Annotated in this window: 16 protein-coding genes and 1 pseudogene; 6 read left to right on the top strand and 11 right to left on the bottom strand. The window is 63.9% G+C overall.

What is annotated here, in order from left to right; translation table 11 throughout:
* The first annotated feature begins 43 nt into the window (after positions 1–43).
* Positions 44–3,142, top strand: coding sequence for a transglycosylase domain-containing protein (locus tag JLK41_RS06550; protein ID WP_210390630.1), 3,099 nt, complete (start codon positions 44–46; stop codon positions 3,140–3,142).
* 95 nt (positions 3,143–3,237) lie between these two features.
* A complete protein-coding gene (locus tag JLK41_RS06545) occupies positions 3,238–4,122 on the top strand; it encodes an alpha/beta hydrolase (RefSeq protein WP_210390629.1) in 885 nt (294 codons plus the stop codon).
* A gap of 6 nt (positions 4,123–4,128) precedes the next feature.
* Here JLK41_RS06545 and JLK41_RS06540 read toward each other — a convergent pair whose 3' ends face one another.
* The 3 genes from JLK41_RS06540 to JLK41_RS06530 all read right to left on the bottom strand — a co-directional run bounded on the left by JLK41_RS06540 (position 4,129) and on the right by JLK41_RS06530 (position 7,473).
* A complete protein-coding gene (locus tag JLK41_RS06540; protein ID WP_037047239.1) occupies positions 4,129–4,341 on the bottom strand; it encodes a VF530 family protein in 213 nt (70 codons plus the stop codon).
* A gap of 103 nt (positions 4,342–4,444) precedes the next feature.
* Positions 4,445–5,929: a sodium/proline symporter PutP gene (putP, locus tag JLK41_RS06535; RefSeq protein WP_037047237.1), complete on the bottom strand. Its 1,485-nt coding sequence runs from the start codon at positions 5,927–5,929 to the stop codon at positions 4,445–4,447.
* Between the two features lie 410 nt (positions 5,930–6,339).
* The gene (locus JLK41_RS06530; protein WP_210390628.1) at positions 6,340–7,473 is read right to left on the bottom strand and encodes a GNAT family N-acetyltransferase; all 1,134 of its coding nucleotides are present in this window, start codon (positions 7,471–7,473) and stop codon (positions 6,340–6,342) included.
* A gap of 103 nt (positions 7,474–7,576) precedes the next feature.
* Between JLK41_RS06530 and JLK41_RS06525 the strand changes: the two genes are divergently transcribed.
* Entirely contained in the window at positions 7,577–8,182 is a 606-nt protein-coding gene (locus tag JLK41_RS06525) for an inorganic diphosphatase (protein WP_210390627.1), read from the top strand.
* 56 nt (positions 8,183–8,238) lie between these two features.
* Here JLK41_RS06525 and JLK41_RS06520 read toward each other — a convergent pair whose 3' ends face one another.
* The 8 genes and pseudogenes from JLK41_RS06520 to JLK41_RS06490 all read right to left on the bottom strand — a co-directional run bounded on the left by JLK41_RS06520 (position 8,239) and on the right by JLK41_RS06490 (position 14,081).
* On the bottom strand, positions 8,239–9,168 hold the full coding sequence (locus tag JLK41_RS06520; protein ID WP_175253134.1) for a ParB/Srx family N-terminal domain-containing protein: 930 nt from the start codon (positions 9,166–9,168) through the stop codon (positions 8,239–8,241).
* Positions 9,169–9,254: 86 nt separating this feature from the next.
* On the bottom strand, positions 9,255–10,346 hold the full coding sequence (locus tag JLK41_RS06515; protein WP_416359243.1) for an OprO/OprP family phosphate-selective porin: 1,092 nt from the start codon (positions 10,344–10,346) through the stop codon (positions 9,255–9,257).
* Positions 10,346–10,553: pseudogene (locus JLK41_RS25530) on the bottom strand (porin); the annotation flags it as partial. The pseudogene JLK41_RS25530 and the gene JLK41_RS06515, both read right to left, overlap by 1 nt.
* Before the next feature lie 159 nt (positions 10,554–10,712).
* Positions 10,713–11,045, bottom strand: a complete 333-nt coding sequence (locus JLK41_RS06510) for a YnfA family protein (RefSeq protein ID WP_210390626.1) — start codon at positions 11,043–11,045, stop codon at positions 10,713–10,715.
* Between the two features lie 9 nt (positions 11,046–11,054).
* Entirely contained in the window at positions 11,055–11,483 is a 429-nt protein-coding gene (locus JLK41_RS06505) for a hypothetical protein (protein ID WP_037047227.1), read from the bottom strand.
* 72 nt (positions 11,484–11,555) lie between these two features.
* Positions 11,556–12,689 carry an MFS transporter gene (locus JLK41_RS06500; protein WP_037047224.1) on the bottom strand — a complete coding sequence of 378 codons (1,134 nt, stop codon included), beginning with the start codon at positions 12,687–12,689 and terminating at the stop codon, positions 11,556–11,558.
* Positions 12,690–12,819: 130 nt separating this feature from the next.
* Positions 12,820–13,632 carry an SDR family oxidoreductase gene (locus tag JLK41_RS06495; protein ID WP_037047221.1) on the bottom strand — a complete coding sequence of 271 codons (813 nt, stop codon included), beginning with the start codon at positions 13,630–13,632 and terminating at the stop codon, positions 12,820–12,822.
* Between the two features lie 119 nt (positions 13,633–13,751).
* On the bottom strand, positions 13,752–14,081 hold the full coding sequence (locus tag JLK41_RS06490; protein ID WP_037047219.1) for a DHCW motif cupin fold protein: 330 nt from the start codon (positions 14,079–14,081) through the stop codon (positions 13,752–13,754).
* 198 nt (positions 14,082–14,279) lie between these two features.
* Here JLK41_RS06490 and JLK41_RS06485 point away from each other — a divergent pair, with 198 nt between their 5' ends.
* From JLK41_RS06485 to JLK41_RS06475, 3 genes are all read left to right on the top strand, one after another.
* Complete coding sequence (locus JLK41_RS06485; protein WP_037047218.1) at positions 14,280–14,501, top strand: DUF2061 domain-containing protein; 222 nt, start codon at positions 14,280–14,282, stop codon at positions 14,499–14,501.
* 169 nt (positions 14,502–14,670) lie between these two features.
* Complete coding sequence (locus tag JLK41_RS06480; protein WP_037047207.1) at positions 14,671–15,969, top strand: type 1 periplasmic-binding domain-containing protein; 1,299 nt, start codon at positions 14,671–14,673, stop codon at positions 15,967–15,969.
* The gene (locus JLK41_RS06475; RefSeq protein WP_210390625.1) at positions 15,962–16,729 is read left to right on the top strand and encodes an MlaA family lipoprotein; all 768 of its coding nucleotides are present in this window, start codon (positions 15,962–15,964) and stop codon (positions 16,727–16,729) included. The genes JLK41_RS06480 and JLK41_RS06475 overlap by 8 nt, the downstream gene beginning before the upstream one ends.
* Positions 16,730–16,827: the final 98 nt, after the last annotated feature.

The raw sequence follows: 16,827 nt of genomic DNA, 5'->3' as shown, positions 1-16,827 counted from the left end.
CTGGTGCAGTTCACATGAGGCCGACAGGCCGGGCCGGTGGTATATGGGCGCGTCATGGCAATCCAACCCGCAGCACGGTGTCCTGGTCCGCTCGCCCGACCTGCAGGACTCGCCTGGTGCGCCGACCAGCAAGCGTCGCTGGCGCACCTACCTCTATCTCCTGCTGACCTTGCTGGTGCTGCTCGGCACGGCGCTGCTGGTATACGAGTCGCGCAGCGCGCACTTCCAGTCACGCGAGCTGAGCCGCTATGCGGCCAGCCTCGGCTACCAGGTCGAACCCGGCCCCAGCGAACGCATCGTCTACCCGTCCGATGGGCCGTTCGACAAGCGCCAGGGCTATACCTACCTGCCGCTGATGCTGGAGCGCCTGCAGCAGCGCGACTACCTGATCAGCGAGCAGTCGCGTTTCTCCGACGCACTGCTGGCCTACACCCGCCGCGGACTCTTCCCGCCGTTCGCCGAGAAGAGCCAGAGTGGCCTGAGCATCAGTGACTGCCGTGGCAGCCCCTTCTACACATTTCTCTATCCGCGCCAGGGCTATGCCGATTTCGCCAGCATTCCGCCCCTGGTGGTGAACAGCCTGCTGTTCATCGAGAACCGTCACCTGCTCGACCACGCGCAACCGCTGGCCAACCCGGCGGTGGACTGGCCACGCTTCGCCATTGCCGCACTGTCCCAGGTGGGCAAGGTGCTCGACCTTCAGGACCAGTCGGCCGGCGGCAGTACGCTGGCAACCCAGCTGGAGAAGTACCGTCACTCCCCGGACGGGCTGACCCTGTCCGCCGGGGAAAAACTGCGGCAGATGATTTCCGCCAGCGTGCGCGCCTACCAGCAGGGCCCGCAGACGCTGGAGACGCGCCAGCGCATCGTGCGCGACTACCTCAACAGCGTGCCGCTCTCCGCCGCGCCAGGCCATGGCGAGGTGCACGGCCTGGCGGACGGCTTGCGCATCTGGTACGGCGCGGACTTCGAACGCATCAATGCCCTGCTCGATCCCGCCCGCTCGACCGAGGCCAGCCTCGCCGAACGTGGCCTGGCGCTGCGCCAGGTGTTGTCGCTGATGATCGCCCAGCGCCGCCCGTCCTATTACCTGGCCCAGGGCCGGCACGACCTGGAGGACCTGACCGAGAGCCACATCCGCCTGCTGGCCAGTGGCGGGCTGATCGACCATGACCTGCTGGACGCCGCCCTGGGCCAGCGCCTGGTCTATCGGGACTGGCAACTAGAGCCCAACCTGCGCGTGCAGGAGAACGACAAAGGCATCAGCGTCGCCCGCTCGCGCCTCTCCAACCTGCTGGGCATGCCGTTCTACGACCTCGACCGCCTCGACCTCGCCGCCAGCAGCACCCTGCAGTACGACCTGCAGCAGCAGGTCAGCCACTACCTGCAGCAGCTGGCCGAACCGCAGTTCGCCGGGCAGATCGGCCTGTTCGGCGAGCGCCTGCTGTCCCCGGAGAAGACTGCAGAGGTGCGCTACAGCTTCACCCTGTTCGAGCGCACCGCAACTGGCAGTCGGGTGCGGGTGCAGACCGACAGTACCGACCAGCCGTTCGATATCAACGAGGGCAGCAAGCTCGAACTGGGCTCGACCGCCAAGCTGCGCGTGCTGGCCACCTACCTGGAGATCATCGCCGAACTGCATCGGCAGCACGCAGGCAAGACCCCGGCCGAGTTGCGTGAGGTGGACATCGCCCGCCAGGATCACCTGAGCCGCTGGGCGGTCGACTACCTGCAGGCCAACCCGCAGGCGGATCTGGCCGGCATGCTGCAGGCGGCGCTGGAGCGGCGCTACTCGGCCAATCCCAACGAACGCTTCTTCACCGGAGGCGGCCTGCACAGCTTCGGCAACTTCCGCCGCGAGGACAATGGCCGCAACCCGACCCTGCGCGAGGCCCTGCGCGAGTCGATCAACCTGCCCTTCGTGCGCCTGATGCGTGATCTGGTGCGCTACAGCACCTACCAGAACAGCGCCGAGTTGCTCAAGGACGACAAGGACCCGCGCCGCCTGAAATACCTGCAGCGCTTCGCCGACCGCGAAGGACGCACCTTCCTCCTGCGTTTCTGGCGCAAGTACCAGGGCCAGCCCGAGCAACAGCGCCTGGAGACCTTCATCAGCGGCCTGCGCCAGACCTCGGTGCGCCTCGCCGCCGTGCACCGCTATCTGCTGCCGCACGCCGACGAGGCCAGCTTCGCCGCGTTCCTGCGCGCCCAGCTGCCGCAGGAACGGCTCAGCGAGCAGCGCATCACGCGCCTCTACCAGGACTACGGGCCTGGCGCCTACAGCCTCCCCGACCAGGGCTACATCGCCCGTGTGCACCCGCTGGAGCTGTGGCTGCTGGGCTACCTGATCGACCACCCGCAGGCCAGTTTCAACGACGCCGTCGCCGCCAGCGTCGACGAGCGCCAGGAAGTCTACGGCTGGCTGCTGCGCAGCCGCCACAAGAGCGCGCGCGACAGTCGCATCCGCATCATGCTGGAAGTCGAAGCCTTCTCCGACATCCATCGCCGCTGGCAGAACCTGGGCTACCCCTTCCAGCATCTGGTGCCGTCGCTGGCCACCGCGCTGGGCAGTTCCGGGGATCGGCCGGCAGCGCTGGCAGAGCTGATGGGCATCATCCTCAACGACGGCATTCGCCAGCCCGTCCTGCGCATCGATGCGCTGCACTTCGCCGCCGACACGCCCTACGAAACCCGCGTCGAGCGCGACACCCGGGGCGGCAGGCGGGTGATGGCCTCCGAAGTCGCCGCCGCGTTGCGCGACGCCCTGTCCCAGGTGGTGGAGGGAGGCACCGCACGCCGGCTGCAGGGCAGCTTCCAGTTGCAGGACGGCCACAGCCTGACGCTCGGCGGCAAGACCGGCACCGGCGACAACCGTGTCGAGAGCGTTGGCGCCGGCGGCCGGGTGATCAGCTCACGGGCGATGAACCGCACGGCCACCTTCGTGTTCTTCCTCGGCCCGCGCCATTACGGCACGCTCACCGCCTTCGTGCCGGGGCGCGAAGCCGAGCGCTTCACCTTCACCTCGGCGCTGCCGGTGCAGGTGCTCAAGGGCATGGCGCCGATACTCGCGCCCTATCTGGAGCCAGGCAGCGCGACCGGATGCCAGGCGCCCCTGAGCGCCCCTCAGATCAGTTGGCGGTAACACCTGGTAACCAGCGCGGGGGCAGGCGCAGGAAACCCGGCAGCGCCTGTGCAGTCCATGGCAGCACCAGCGTTTTTCTTTCGTGAGTGTCGCCCATGCCCCTGTCCTGGCTGGCCCTGCTGCGCCGTCGTCGCCTGAGCCTGATCATCCTCGCGTGCCTGCTGGCATTGCTGCCGATAGGCTGCGCCAAACTGGAGCAGACCGAGCGCGAACTGGTGTTCCGTATCGAGCCGGGCACCGCCCGCTGGTTCAATGGCCTGCCGGCCGGGCTCGAGGACGTGCAACTGCAATCCCCCGAGCTGACGGCCGAGGAAAGCCTGCATGCCTGGTGGTGGCCCGCCAGCCGGCAGGACGCGCCAGCCCTGCTCTATCTGCACGGCTCTCGCTGGAACCTGACAGGCCAGCTGTTTCGCATCGAGCAGTTGCATGCCATGGGATTCTCGGTGCTGGCCGTGGACTACCGCGGTTTCGGTCAGAGTCGTGGCGCGCTGCCCTCCGAGCGTAGCGTCTACCAGGACACCGCGATCGCCTGGCAGCACCTGGCTCGCCTGCAACCCGAGCCGGGCAAGCGCTTCATCTACGGCCACTCCCTCGGTGGCGCCGTGGCCGTCAACCTGGCCCATGAACTGGCCAGTGAACACAGCAGCGCACAAGCCGGCGGGCTGATCGTCGAATCCAGCTTCACCAACCTGGGCGACATCGCCGCTGCAGTCACCCATACCTCGCTGCCCGTGCGCTGGCTGCTGTCGCAGGATTTCGACTCGCTCGGCAAGATTGGCGCAGTCGGTGTGCCGGTGCTGATCGCCCACGGTCGTGATGATCGCTACGTGCCGTCGCGCTTCAGCGAGGAGCTGTTCGCCGCGGCCAGTGAACCCAAGCAACTGCTGCTGATCGACGGCGCCAACCACAACAACGGCCTGCGCATGGCCGGTGCGAACTACCGTCAGGCGCTGCAGACGCTTGGCCTGTCGCCCAACTGAGCGGACTCAGGACTTGAACTGCTGGAGGTAGAGCTGCTCGACCTTGGCACGGGCCCAGGGCGTCTTGCGCAGGAAGGCCAGGCTCGACTTGATGCTGGGCTCATGCTTGAAACAGCGCACATCGATCTGCCGCGCCAGGCCATCCCAGCCCAGGCGTTCCACCAATGCGCCGAGAATCGCCTGCAGGGTCAGGCCGTGGAGAGGATCGTTGCTGGTCATGCGGACATCCGTTGCGAAATGGCAGGCGCCTACCTTAACGCCAGCGCAAAGAAAAAGGCGATGACTGTCTGCCAGTCATCGCCTTCGGCTACAGCCAGCGCACTTACGCCGACTTGTATTCCTTCTCGGCCTCATCGAAGCGGCTGAGCATCGACTGGCTCGGGGCCTGACCGATGCGGCTGAAGATCACGATCGCCAGGGTGGCGAGGATGAAGCCCGGGATGATCTCGTACAGCCCCATGCCAATCCAGTTCTTCCACACGATCACGGTGGTGGCACCAACCAGCATGCCGGCCAGCGCGCCATTGCGCGTCATGCCTTTCCACAGCAGCGAGAGGATCACCACCGGACCGAAAGCGGCACCGAAGCCGGCCCAGGCGTAGGACACCAGGCCAAGTACGCGGTTTTCCGGGTTGGCCGCCAGAGCGATGGCGACCAGCGCGACCAGCAGGACCATGCCGCGGCCGACCCAGACCAGCTCGGACTGCGAAGCGCCCTTGCGCAGGAATGCCTTGTAGAAGTCCTCGGTCAGCGCACTGGAGCACACCAGCAGCTGGCAACTCAGGGTGCTCATCACCGCTGCCAGGATGGCGGACAGCAGGATACCGGCGATCCAGGGGTTGAACAGCAGCTTGGACAGCTCGATGAAGACGCGCTCCGGGTTCTCGCCGACCGGGCCGGCCAGTTCAGGATGCGCGGAGAAGTAGGCGATGCCGAAGAAACCGACGGCCACGGCACCGGCCAGGGTCAGGATCATCCAGGTCATGGAGATGCGACGGGCAGCCGGGATCGACTTGACCGAGTCGGCGGCCATGAAGCGCGCCAGGATGTGCGGCTGGCCGAAGTAGCCCAGGCCCCAGGCCATCAGCGAGATCACGCCGATGAAGGTGGCGCCCTTGAGCATGTCGAAGTGGCTCGGGTCGACCGCCTCGATGGCGGTCATCGCCGGATCGAAGCCACCGGTGCCGATCAGCACGAATACCGGGGTCAGGATCAGGGCGAAGATCATCAGGGTGGCCTGCACGGTGTCGGTCCAGCTCACCGCCAGGAAGCCACCGATGAAGGTGTAGGCGATGGTCGCTGCGGCACCGGCCCACAGGGCGGTTTCGTAGCTCATGCCGAAGGTGCTTTCGAACAGACGGGCGCCAGCCACCACGCCGGAGGCGCAGTAGATGGTGAAGAACACCAGGATGACCACTGCCGAGAAGATGCGCAGGATGCGGCTGTTGTCTTCGAAGCGATTGGTGAAGTAGTCCGGCAGGGTCAGGGCGTTGCCATTGTGCTCGGTCTGCACGCGCAGGCGACCGGCGACGAACAGCCAGTTGAGGTAGGCACCGATGACCAGGCCGATGGCAATCCAGCTTTCGGAAATACCGGCAACGAAGATCGCGCCCGGCAGGCCCATGAGCAGCCAGCCGCTCATGTCGGAGGCACCTGCGGACAGCGCGGTCACGAAGCTGCCGAGGCTGCGACCACCCAGGATGTAATCGGAAAGGTTCTTGGTACGCAGATAGGCGATCAGGCCGATCAGTACCATGGCTGCGATGTACACCACGAAGGTGACGAGCATTGGAGTACTAGCTGTCATTGGGGGGCTCCCCTCTCGTTTGTTGTTCTCGGGCACCGAACCCTGAAGGCATGCTGCATCCACCTGTGCGGATGCGGGCTTCGGTCTCTTTTCCTCGTCACACCGATGCCGGGTGAGCACGACCAGGAAGCATCCTTCCCGATCTCCCAGGCTGACGCCTGCGGCCACCGAATCGCGTCACGACCGTACTGCAATCACGCAATGCCCTGGCTAAGGGTCTAGCCCAGCAACGCTGGTCTGACCAATACATAAGGGTAAAAACGGTCGTAACGAAAGTGAAGGGCGGAATTTAGTGGCAGAACCGAACGGGCTTCTTGCCGAAAGCTCTGGAGTTTTTGCAGAAACCTACGCCCCGGGGAACTTCCGGCGAACGGCAGCTGCATGCCCGCCGGCACTACCTGAGCGACTGGTCAACTCTCGCCAGCATGGCGAAACGGCAGGTAGCTGCATGCTTCTTCCGCGTAGGACAGCACGCCGGAACGCTCCTGCACGAGGAAGTCGGTGACGGCAGCACGCAGCCCCGGATGGCAGAGATAGTGCCAGGAACGCGTGATGACCGGTTCGAAACCACGGATCAGCTTGTGCTCCCCTTGCGCGCCGGCATCGAAGCGCCGCAAGCCTTCGGCGATGGCCTGCTCCATGCCCTGATAGAAGCAGGTTTCGAAATGCAGCCGGTCGAACTCGGCCAGGCAGCCCCAGTAGCGGCCATAGAAGGTATCCCCGTCCACCAGGCTGAATGCCATGGCCACCGGCCGACCGCGCAACTGCGCGAACACCAGGCGAATCATCTCCGGCATGCGCTCGGCCAGCAGGCTGAAGAAGGCCCGCGTCAGATAGGGTGCCTGCCCCCGAACGTGATAGGTGTTGGCGTAGCAGTGGTAGACGAAGTCCCACTCCTGCTCGCTCAGCTCATGGCCCAGGCGTCGGTCGAACTCGATGCCCTGCCCCGCGACCTGCTCACGTTCCTTGCGCAGCTGCTTGCGCTTGCGCGAGCTGAGCGCGTCGAGAAAGTCCTGAAAGTCACGGTAACCGCGATTGTTCCAGTGGAACTGGCAACCCAGGCGTTCCAGCCAGCCGTCACGGCCGCTCAGCAACGCATCGCATGCCGGGCTGGTGAAGTTGATGTGCAGGCTCGACAACCCCTGCGCCTCCAGCTCGGCCGTCAGCTCATCGAGCATCGCGCCCGCACAGCGGGGCTCCCCCAGCAGCCGCGCACCGGCAACCGGCGAGAACGGCACGGCGCCCAGCAACTTCGGGTAATAGGCGATCCCGGCGCGCCGACAGGCATCGGCCCAGGCGTGGTCGAACACGTACTCGCCATAGGAATGCCGCTTCAGATAGGCCGGCAACGCCGCCCTCACCTGCCCCTGGTCATCGCACCAGAGACGATGTGACGGCTGCCAGCCAGTGTCGCCCCCGACACTGCCGCTGTCTTCGAGAGCGCTGTGAAATGCATGCCGCAGAAACGGCTGAGCACCGGGCAGCAGGGCGTCCCAGGTATCGGCGGAGAGCGCGTGAAGTGAATCGAGGGTGGTGACGGGCATGACAACGAATCCCAGAAGCGAGGTTGCAATATATCTCTAACAATGCGCCCGCAATATGAGAAGGCCAACCTTTATAACCTTCAGCTCTGCAAAGGAGTCATCCATGCAAAAGTCCCTTCTCGCCCTTGGCGTCGCCATGCTTCTCGGTAGCGGTGCCGCACTCGCGCAGCAGTCGATCACCCACCCGTTTCACGCGAGCCAGGCGAAGGATGCTCCGAACAACGTTCACATGGCGGTGGAAATTCCCGCGGGCAGCTTCACCAAGTATGAGATCAACGAGGAAGGCCTGGTGTTCGTCGACCGCTTCCAGTCGATGCCGGTCGTCTACCCAGCCAACTATGGCTCTCTGTCTCGCACCCTGGGTGGCGACAATGACCCGCTGGATGGCCTGGTACTGACTCGTGAGCCGTTGCACCCGGGCGTGCTGATCAAGTTCCGCCCCATCGGCTACCTGAAGATGATCGACGGCGGCGAGCACGACGAGAAGATCATCGGCGTCCCCAGCAGCGATATCGACCCGACCTACGACAACATCAAGGACATCGGCGACCTGCCGGCCATCGAGCGCCAGCGCATCGAGGCGTTCTTCCGCGTCTACAAGCAGTTGCCGGAAGGCCGCAAGAAAGTCGAGCTGAATGGCTATGGCAATGCCGCCGAAGCGCGGCAGATGATCCAGACGGCGCTGGACAACTACAAGAAGCATAACTGAGCCGAGCAAGCGCAGAAGAAAGCCCGGCCCAGTGCCGGGCTTTTTCGTTACAGGCCTCAGCTTCCCTCGGCCAGCGCCTTCTTGTAACGGGTGGCATAGTTCAGTTTGCGTCCAGCGACCTTGTTCAGCTCCTTGCGGTCGATGGACGAGTAACCGCCCAGTTCGCGCGCCTTAAAGCCGCTGTCACCGACGATCTCGTCCGGGGCCAGGGCCACCATCTTCTTCGCGGCGGCCTCGACGGCGTCCCGGTAATCGCCACGATCACTCAGGTCATAACCTTCCAGCGGCATCACCGAGCGCAGCCAGTTACCCCAGTAGAACTCGAGAAACTCGGGGGCCACCTCTCCGGAACGCGGCTTGTCGTAAGCGACCTCGCGGGTGAAGTACACCAGCGCACGATAAGGGTCGTTGGCCAAGTGCTGGAGCCCCAGCTGGGCAGGTATCTGCTGCGGGTCGATGCTTCGCCCATTGCCATCCTTGAGCCATACCTTGCGTGCCTGCGCCATGCGCTGCCAGAAGCTGGCCATGTCTGCACTGTCGCTGAAGTTGTCGGTAACGCGCACCCACATGTTCAGGTCGGCGCCAGCATCGGGATACTCCATCAGCACGGTGAAGGTGTGATGGCCATCGGTCAGGAACAGTTTGCCCTGCGGACCGATCACGACGGTTTTCATCTCGCTGCTGCGAGTGCCTACCGCGTTCTGGCAGCTGAAGCTGTCCGGTTTGTGCAGGTCTGCATCGCCAGGCACCCTGGCGCTCTCGCCCTGGCCGTTGGCCTCGCAGTACTCATCGAACAGCTTGTTGCGCTCATTGGCGAAGCGCCCGAGCTTATAGAAAATCTGGTCATAGCCCACTGCTGCCTGAGTCGGATGCAAGGACGTCAGCGGCACCTGGAGCAATTCGCCCGGTTTGGCCGCACTGTAATCCTGCGCCAGGGCAATGGCGCTGAAACCGATCGATAGCAGCAGAGCGGTAGTCTTACGCATAGCGCTTTTCCATCAACACAAAGGAATAAAAAAGCCCCGCGAAACGCGGGGCTCGAATCAGGAGCAACACTTCAAGGGAGTGAAGCTTAGAAGACGTACTGCAGACGACCTACGATGGCCTTACCGTCGTCCTGTACATCTTCGCCGTTGACTTGGCTGGAGGTATCCAGGTTGTCGACCTCATAGTCGACGTAGTTCAGGCTCACGCGCACCGCCGGGTTCACGAAGTAGTTCACACCCAGGACCATGGCCTTGGTTTCGAACTCCTTGCTGGCGTCATCAGCCACCAGACCGGCGATACCCAGGTTGGCCGGGATAGCATTGGCGTCAGAGTCGACGGTGGAGCTTTCGTAACGGGCAAAGATTTCCCAGGAGCCGTTCATGTTGTCCGGCTTGTCCCACTTGCCATCGGCAGCCTTGTACTGACGCACGCCGTTGAACATGTAGGAAACCTGACCGTAGTAGCCGTTGATATCGACGTCGGAGTTGGCACCACCAGCGGTTTCACCGCTGATCTGGCGCTGGAAGTACTCGGCCTGGGCACGGAAGGCACCGAACTGCGCGCCGGACTCCAGAACCCACTCGTTGTCTTTGTCTGCAACGGTGACGTCACCCAGGGTCAGGCGGAAGTCATTGTCGCTGCGGATGCCCATGCGGGTACGTGCGCGTGCACGTTCGTCATCGGCTTCGGAGTTGTGGTAGTTGGCCGCCAGGTGGATGACATCGGTGCCGTTGAGGTACGGCGCCCAGTGGGCACGCAGGGTGTAACCGTAGAGCTCGTTGTTGTCGTCGCTCTCGTACTTGTCTTCGTAGGTGGCGACCTGAGCCATCAGACCGTAGTTATCGCCGGAGTGCTTGATGTTCACACCGAACTGAGTGTCCTCGTCACCGTTCAGGTAGTCGTACATGAACGGACGCTCGATGGCGGTAATCCAGGACGAACTGGTGGTGTTTTCCAGACCGTAGTCCACACCGAAGCGGCCAACGGTGATCTTGGCGAAGTCCAGGCCCTTGTACGCGATGAAAGCACGGTCGACGCTGGTGTCGTCGTACTCGTCGTAGCTGACACGCAGGCCCCAGTCCCAATCGCTGTAGGCAGTGCCTTCCAGACCGAACTCACCACGACGGATGAAGGTGTTGAAGGTATCGTCGAACGGCTGGTTCTGATCGGCAGCCATCAGACCATCGAAGTTGGTGGCATCCCACTGCAGCTTGCCGCTCAGCTTGAAGCTGAACGCCTTGTCGGTGGTAGCGACTTCCAGGCCACCTTTGGTCTTGATCACGAGGTCGGCGCCGTCAGTGGTAACAGTACCGGCGAAAGCCTGGGCGGAGACGGCCAGAGCCAGAGCGCTGGCTGCGAAACCGGCGAAGTGCTTACGGATCATCGAGGATTCCCCTGTTGAACTTTAAGTGTTGAAAACACCCGAGCGATGGGCTCGTTCGTGTTAGGGGGAATCTTGGCGGGGGGTTATTTCAGCTCAGTTGCCGATATATAAAGATTTGATTACAGCGGAACTTTTTTACTTCCACTGCTTATAAGCGGATCAGGGGCCCTGGATGCGCGGCCCGAGCAGGATGATCGCGGCACCCGCCAGGCACAGCGCCGCCCCCAGCCAGTCGCTGAGTAGCGGCCGACTCTTCTCGACCAGTGCCAGCCACGCCAGCGAGGCGACGATGTACACGCCGCCATAGACCGCATAGGCGCGCCCGGCGAAGGCGGCTTCGACGCGGGTCAGCAACAGGCCGAACAGTGCCAGGCTGAGCAGCCCCGGCACTATCCACCAGGCACTGCGGTCGAGCCGCAGCCACATCCAGAAGGCGTAGCAGCCCGCGATCTCGAACGCGGCTGCGAGCAGGAACCACAGGTAATTGATCATCGCCCCAGCCTAGCCGCGCAAGGCGCCTTCGCGCTCCCAGGCACAACGCACGCGCAGGGAACCCTCCTGCGGGCTGTGAAAGCCACTGTCGGACTCCCAGCGGAAGGTGTGCATACCGTTGAGCTCGGTTTCCAGATGGACCACCGCGCTGGCCCAGTACAGACGCTTGAGCAGCGCCTCGAAGGCCTCGATCCACAGGTTCCATTCGTACTCCACCGCGCCGTAGCTGGCGCCGAAGTGGATCACCTGGGTCTGATAGAGCCCCGCCCCCGGCAGTTCGCAGAAGGAGAACATCTCGCGACCGAGAAACGGCCAGAGTTCACCGGCCGGCAGTTCGGCGAGCACGCCGTGGTTGGTTTCACGACGCAAGCGACGTAGCTCGGGATCATCCGAGGGCCAGTCGCGGATACAGCCATAGACGATGGATTCTGACTCCACACCGGCACTCCTGAATAAGCAGAAAGCCTTCTAACACAGCCTGCCAGGGCAAGAAAGGAACTGGCGCGAATTCTAGCGTTGCTGACGTCGACCGCGCCCGAGCAGCCAGGCCATCAGGATCATCACCAGGGCCAGGGCCGTGAGCACCATGAACGGCAACTGGTAGCTGCCGGACAGGTCCCGCGCCAGACCGGTGAGAATCGGCGTCAGGCAGCCGAGACCATATCCGGTGAAGAGCATCATCGCAGTCCAGCGGCTGACCGCCAGCGGCGAGCCTGCCTCGTACAGCGGCAACACCAGCGACAGGGCGAAGGAGCCACCCAGGGAGAAACCCATGATCACCGCCCACAGTTCCGGCACCACGCGTGGCAGGAAGGTGATCATCGCCAGACAGCTGCAGGTGATCACGCCGCAGGCCAGCAACAGCTGATAGCGTGCGTCGTAGCGCTGCGCCAGCCAGGGCAGCAGGAAGGAGCTGGGCAGGCCCATCAGCATGATGAAGCTCAGCAGCGAGTTGCTGTGCAGCATGCTCAGGCCCGCTTCGTGGTAGCGTGCCACGGCCCAGGTCGCGATGGCGTAGAACAGACCGGCCTGAATCGCGAAGAAGCCGCTGATCAGCCAGGCGCGCGGCTGTCGCCAAGGCAGCCCGCCGCCTTCGCTTTCCTCCGTGCTGCCGCTCTGGTTGGGCAGGCACAGCCAGAGCATCACCCCAAGCAGCGCCGGCAGCGCCCATATGGCCAGCCCCAGGTGCCAGGCGTCACCGAACAGCTGCGTCGCCGGCGCAGTCAGCACGGCACCACCGGCGCCGCCGATGGCCATGCCCAGCGAGTACCAGCCCACCACACGGCTCATCTGACCGGCGAAATGGCGCTTGATGAAACCGGACAGCAAGGGCCCGGCGACCGCAATGGCGGCGCCCAGGGCAATGGCACTGCCGATCAGCACGGCGCTCTGGTGCGCGGCCAGACGGGCCAGCAGGGCCAGGCCGATCAGGGCCAGGCAGAGCATGATGGTGCGCTCCAGCCCCCAGCGCACGGCCAGACGGGGTGCCAGCGGGGCCAACAGGCCCATACACAGCACCGGCAGTGCCGTGGTCAGGCTGATGAAACCGCGACTGAGCGACAGTTCGTCGGCGATGCGTTCGATGAGAGGCGCGAGGGAGGTGATGCCGGGGCGCAAATTGATCGCCGCCAGCACCAGGGCCATCAACAACAGGGCCCGAGAGGCTGGTTTCACGGAGTATCCAAGGTCAGGGCGGCAGGCAGGCCGGGGGCGTCACCCTACCCCCGCAGACCTTGCCAGGCAAGCCTGCAGGGGCAAATAACTGACCTGTTGGTCAGCTGACGGATCGGGCCTTGCCGCGCATCTTCTCGGCCATGCCGGCCATCTCGTCGTAGAGCGCCTGCGGGTTCTTCTGCTTCAGCGCCCAGGCCATGCGCCCCATCTCGTGCGGCAGGATCATGAAGCTGCCCTTGGCCAGCTCGTCATGGATGTAGCCGGCGATGTCCGCCGCGCTGATCGGCGAGCTTTCCAGCAGCTTGCCGACCTGGGCCTTCATTGCCGGGGTCGGGCCACGGAAGGAATCCAGCAGGTTGGTCTGGAAGAATGACGGGCAGACCACATGCACGCCGATCTCCTGCTGCCGCAACTCCACCAGCAGGCTCTCCGACAGCGCCACCACGCCGGCCTTGGCCACGTTGTAGTTGCTCATCGCCGGCCCCTGCATCAGTGCCGCCATCGAGGCGATATTGACGATCTTGCCCTTGCTCTTCTCCAGCAGCGGCAGAAACGCCTTGCAGCCCTTGACCACGCCCATCAGGTTGATCGAGATCTGCCAGTCCCAGTCCTCCAGCGACAGCTCGCTGAAGAAGCCACCGGAAGCCACCCCCGCATTGTTGACGATGATGTCGATGCCGCCGAACTGCTCGTCGCAGGCCTGCGCCAGTGCCGTCAGCTGGCTGTAGTCACGCACGTCGCAGCGGCGCGTGAAGCCGTCGCCGCCGGCCTCGCGCACCAGCTTGAGGGTTTCCGCCAGGCCAGCCTCGTTGACGTCCGCCAGCGCCAGGCGCCAGCCATCGCGAGCCCAGCGCAAGGCAATCTCGCGCCCCAGGCCGGAACCGGCCCCCGTGATCATCATGCGGTTTTGCATAGCGAACCTGCCTTACATGTCCTGTGGGAATGCCAGAGAGTGTAGCGAGGAAGACCGGGGACACCGCCCTCCATCAGACTCATGAATAGGCAAGGCAAATTGCCACGGCGGGCGAGGGTTCAGTCGACCACGAACAGCCGTGCGCCCTGTTCGGTGAAGGAACGGTGCGCTTCGGCGTCGTCAGCCACCTGGTAGCTCATCCCCGGACGCAGCACGAAGACGCGGCCATCCTCCAGCTCGGTGTGCAGCTCGCCCTCCAGACACAGCAGCACATGGCCCTTGCGGCACCAGTGGTCGGCCAGATAGCCCGGCGAGTACTCGACCATGCGCACCCGCACTTCGCCAAACTGGCAGGTTCTCCAGCGCGCGAGACCGGTTTCGCCCGGGTGCTCGGTTGGCGTGACGGCGGACCAGTCGGTGATGCCGAAGGCGATATCGCGGATGTGCATGAACCGGGACTCCCTGTGATGAAGAGCGGCACTCTAGCGCGCCGCAGGCAAGCGGGAGAAGTGAATAGACGGCCGCTTTCACACGAGAAGCTTTCATGTGCGCAGGCTATCGAGGCCATGGACACAGCGCATTTCACCGGGCACCCGCGGCGTACTAACCTGAGCCTCATCGGTAAATGATTCTCATCGAGGTGCGCCATGCTCAAGACCCTGACCTTCACCATCATGCACTTCTGCATCGCCTTCGGCGTGGCCTACCTGTTGACCGGCAGCATCGCGGTCAGCGGCCTGGTGGCTGCAGTGGAGCCGCTGTGCAACTCGGTCGGTTTCTACTTCCACGAGAAAGTCTGGGCACGCCTGGAGCAACGCAAGCGCGAGGACTCGATTCCCAAGCACGCCTGGTTGCATCACCACGCGTGACGCCGGCATCCGCCTACCCCGAGGGCGACACCCGCAGGCGACGAAAAGGACGCTGGACAGACCGACTCGATGTATCTTGTTGACGGCAACGTGGCACTTTGCCCGACTTGCTGCTGTCATAAGCGAGCGCTTCAATCCCGATGTTCGCTTATTAAAAGGGACTTACCACATGCCCAGCCTTGCCCGACTCGCCGCCCTGCTCGGCGGCCTGGTCTTCTGTGTCTCCGCGACGGCCGCCGATGTGGACGCGCAAAGCTACGGCTATCCGCTGGCCAACCCGTTCGAGGCGACCATCGCCACCACACCGCCCGAACTGCGCCCTGCCCTGCCGGATGACCGTGACATCGACCAGAGCGACTACTCGGTTCGCCTGCGCCCGGACCGGGAGTTCGAACTGCTGGACAACTTCTGGCCGGTGACCAAGCTGCAATACCGCCTGGCCGAGCAGAAGGGCCGCGCGCCGCTGATCTTCATCATCTCCGGTACCGGCGCCAGCTACGCCAGCAGCATCACCGAGTACCTGAAGAAGCTGTTCTATGGCGCCGGCTTCCATGTCGTGCAGCTCTCCTCGCCAACCAGCTACGACTTCATGGCCGCCGCCTCGCGCTTCGCCACGCCAGGCTACAGCCCGGACGATGCCGACGACCTGTACCGGGCGATGCAGGCGGTGCGCGCCCAGCACCCGAAGCTGCAAGTCAGCGAATACCTGCTCACCGGCTACAGCCTCGGTGCGCTGCATGCCGCCTTCGTCAGCCAGATCGACGAAACCCGCCGCGCCTTCAACTTCAAGCGCGTGCTGCTGCTCAACCCGCCGGTGAACCTCTACACCTCGGTGAGCAACCTCGACAAGCTGGTGCAGACCCGGGTGCAGGGCATCGACAACAGCACCAACTTCTATGAACTGGTGCTGGGCAAGCTGACCCGCTACTTCAACGACAAGGGCTACCTCGACATCAACGAGGCGATGCTCTACGACTTCCAGCAATCCAAGGAGAAGCTCTCCGACGAGCAGATGGCCATGCTCATCGGCACCTCGTTCCGCTTCTCTTCCGCCGATATCGTCTTCACCTCGGACCTGCTCAACCGGCGCGGGCTGATCACCCCGCGCGACTACCGCATCACCGAAAGCACCAGCCTCACCCCGTTCTTCCAGCTGGCGCTGCGCTGCGACTTCGATTGCTACATCGCCGAACAACTGATGCCCATGTGGCGTGCCCGCTACGACGGCGGCAGCCTCAACCAGCTGATCGAACAGAGCAGTCTCTATGCCCTCGAGGACTACCTCAGCGGCAGCGACAAGATCGCCGTGATGCACAACGCCGACGACCTGATTCTCGGCAAAGGCGACATCGGTTTCCTGCGGCGCACCTTCGGCGAGCGCCTGACCCTGTACCCGCATGGCGGGCACTGCGGCAACCTCAATTACCGCGTCAACAGCGACGCCATGCTGGAGTTCTTCCGTGGCTAAGCACAGCACCCTGATCATCGCCCTGCTGCTGGCCAGTGCACACGCCTGGGCCGGCGAGGTCGACGCCGACGGCTTCACCAACCCGCTGCAGGACCTGAAATTCAACCCCGGACTGGACCAGCAGGAGTTCGAACGCGCCTCCAGCGACGCACTGCGGGTCTATGACCCGCTGGAACCCTGGAACCGTCGCGTCTACCACTTCAACTACCGTTTCGATCAGTGGGTGTTCCTGCCGGTCGTCAAAGGCTACCGCTACGTCACCCCGAACCTGGTGCAGAGCGGCGTGCACAACTTCTTCAGCAACCTGGGGGAGATCCCGACCCTGGCCAACAGCCTGCTGCAGTTGAAGGGGCAGCGGGCGATGAACAGCACGGCACGGCTGCTGTTCAACACCATCATCGGCGTGGGTGGCATCTGGGATCCGGCCACGATGATGGGGCTGCCGCGCCAGGAAGAAGACTTTGGCCAGACGCTGGGCCACTACGGAGTAGCCGCGGGCCCCTACCTGATGCTGCCACTGCTGGGCCCCTCCAACCTGCGTGACACCGCCGGGCTGACGGTGGACTACAGCCTGGCGAGCACGGTCAACTATCTCGGCGTGGTCGATGCCAGCCTGAGCGAGGCGCTGCCCATCGCGATACGCGCCGTCGATGAGAGGGCCAACACCAGCTTCCGCTACGGCCAGCTCAACTCGCCATTCGAGTACGAGAAGATCCGCTACTTCTACCATGAGTCGCGCAAACTCAAGATCGCCGACTGAGATACCCGCGCCAAACATCGATCAGTTCGATATTTAGCGCGGGAAAATTGCGACCATCGATCGACATGATCGGCATAGCATGGGCTCATTCCTCGCCT

The sequence above is a fragment of the Ectopseudomonas khazarica genome, assembly GCF_017915135.1.
Classification (GTDB): Bacteria; Pseudomonadota; Gammaproteobacteria; order Pseudomonadales; family Pseudomonadaceae; genus Aquipseudomonas; species Aquipseudomonas khazarica.
The sequence above is the reverse complement of the archived record's forward strand: the minus strand, read 5'-3'. Positions and strand labels throughout refer to the sequence as shown.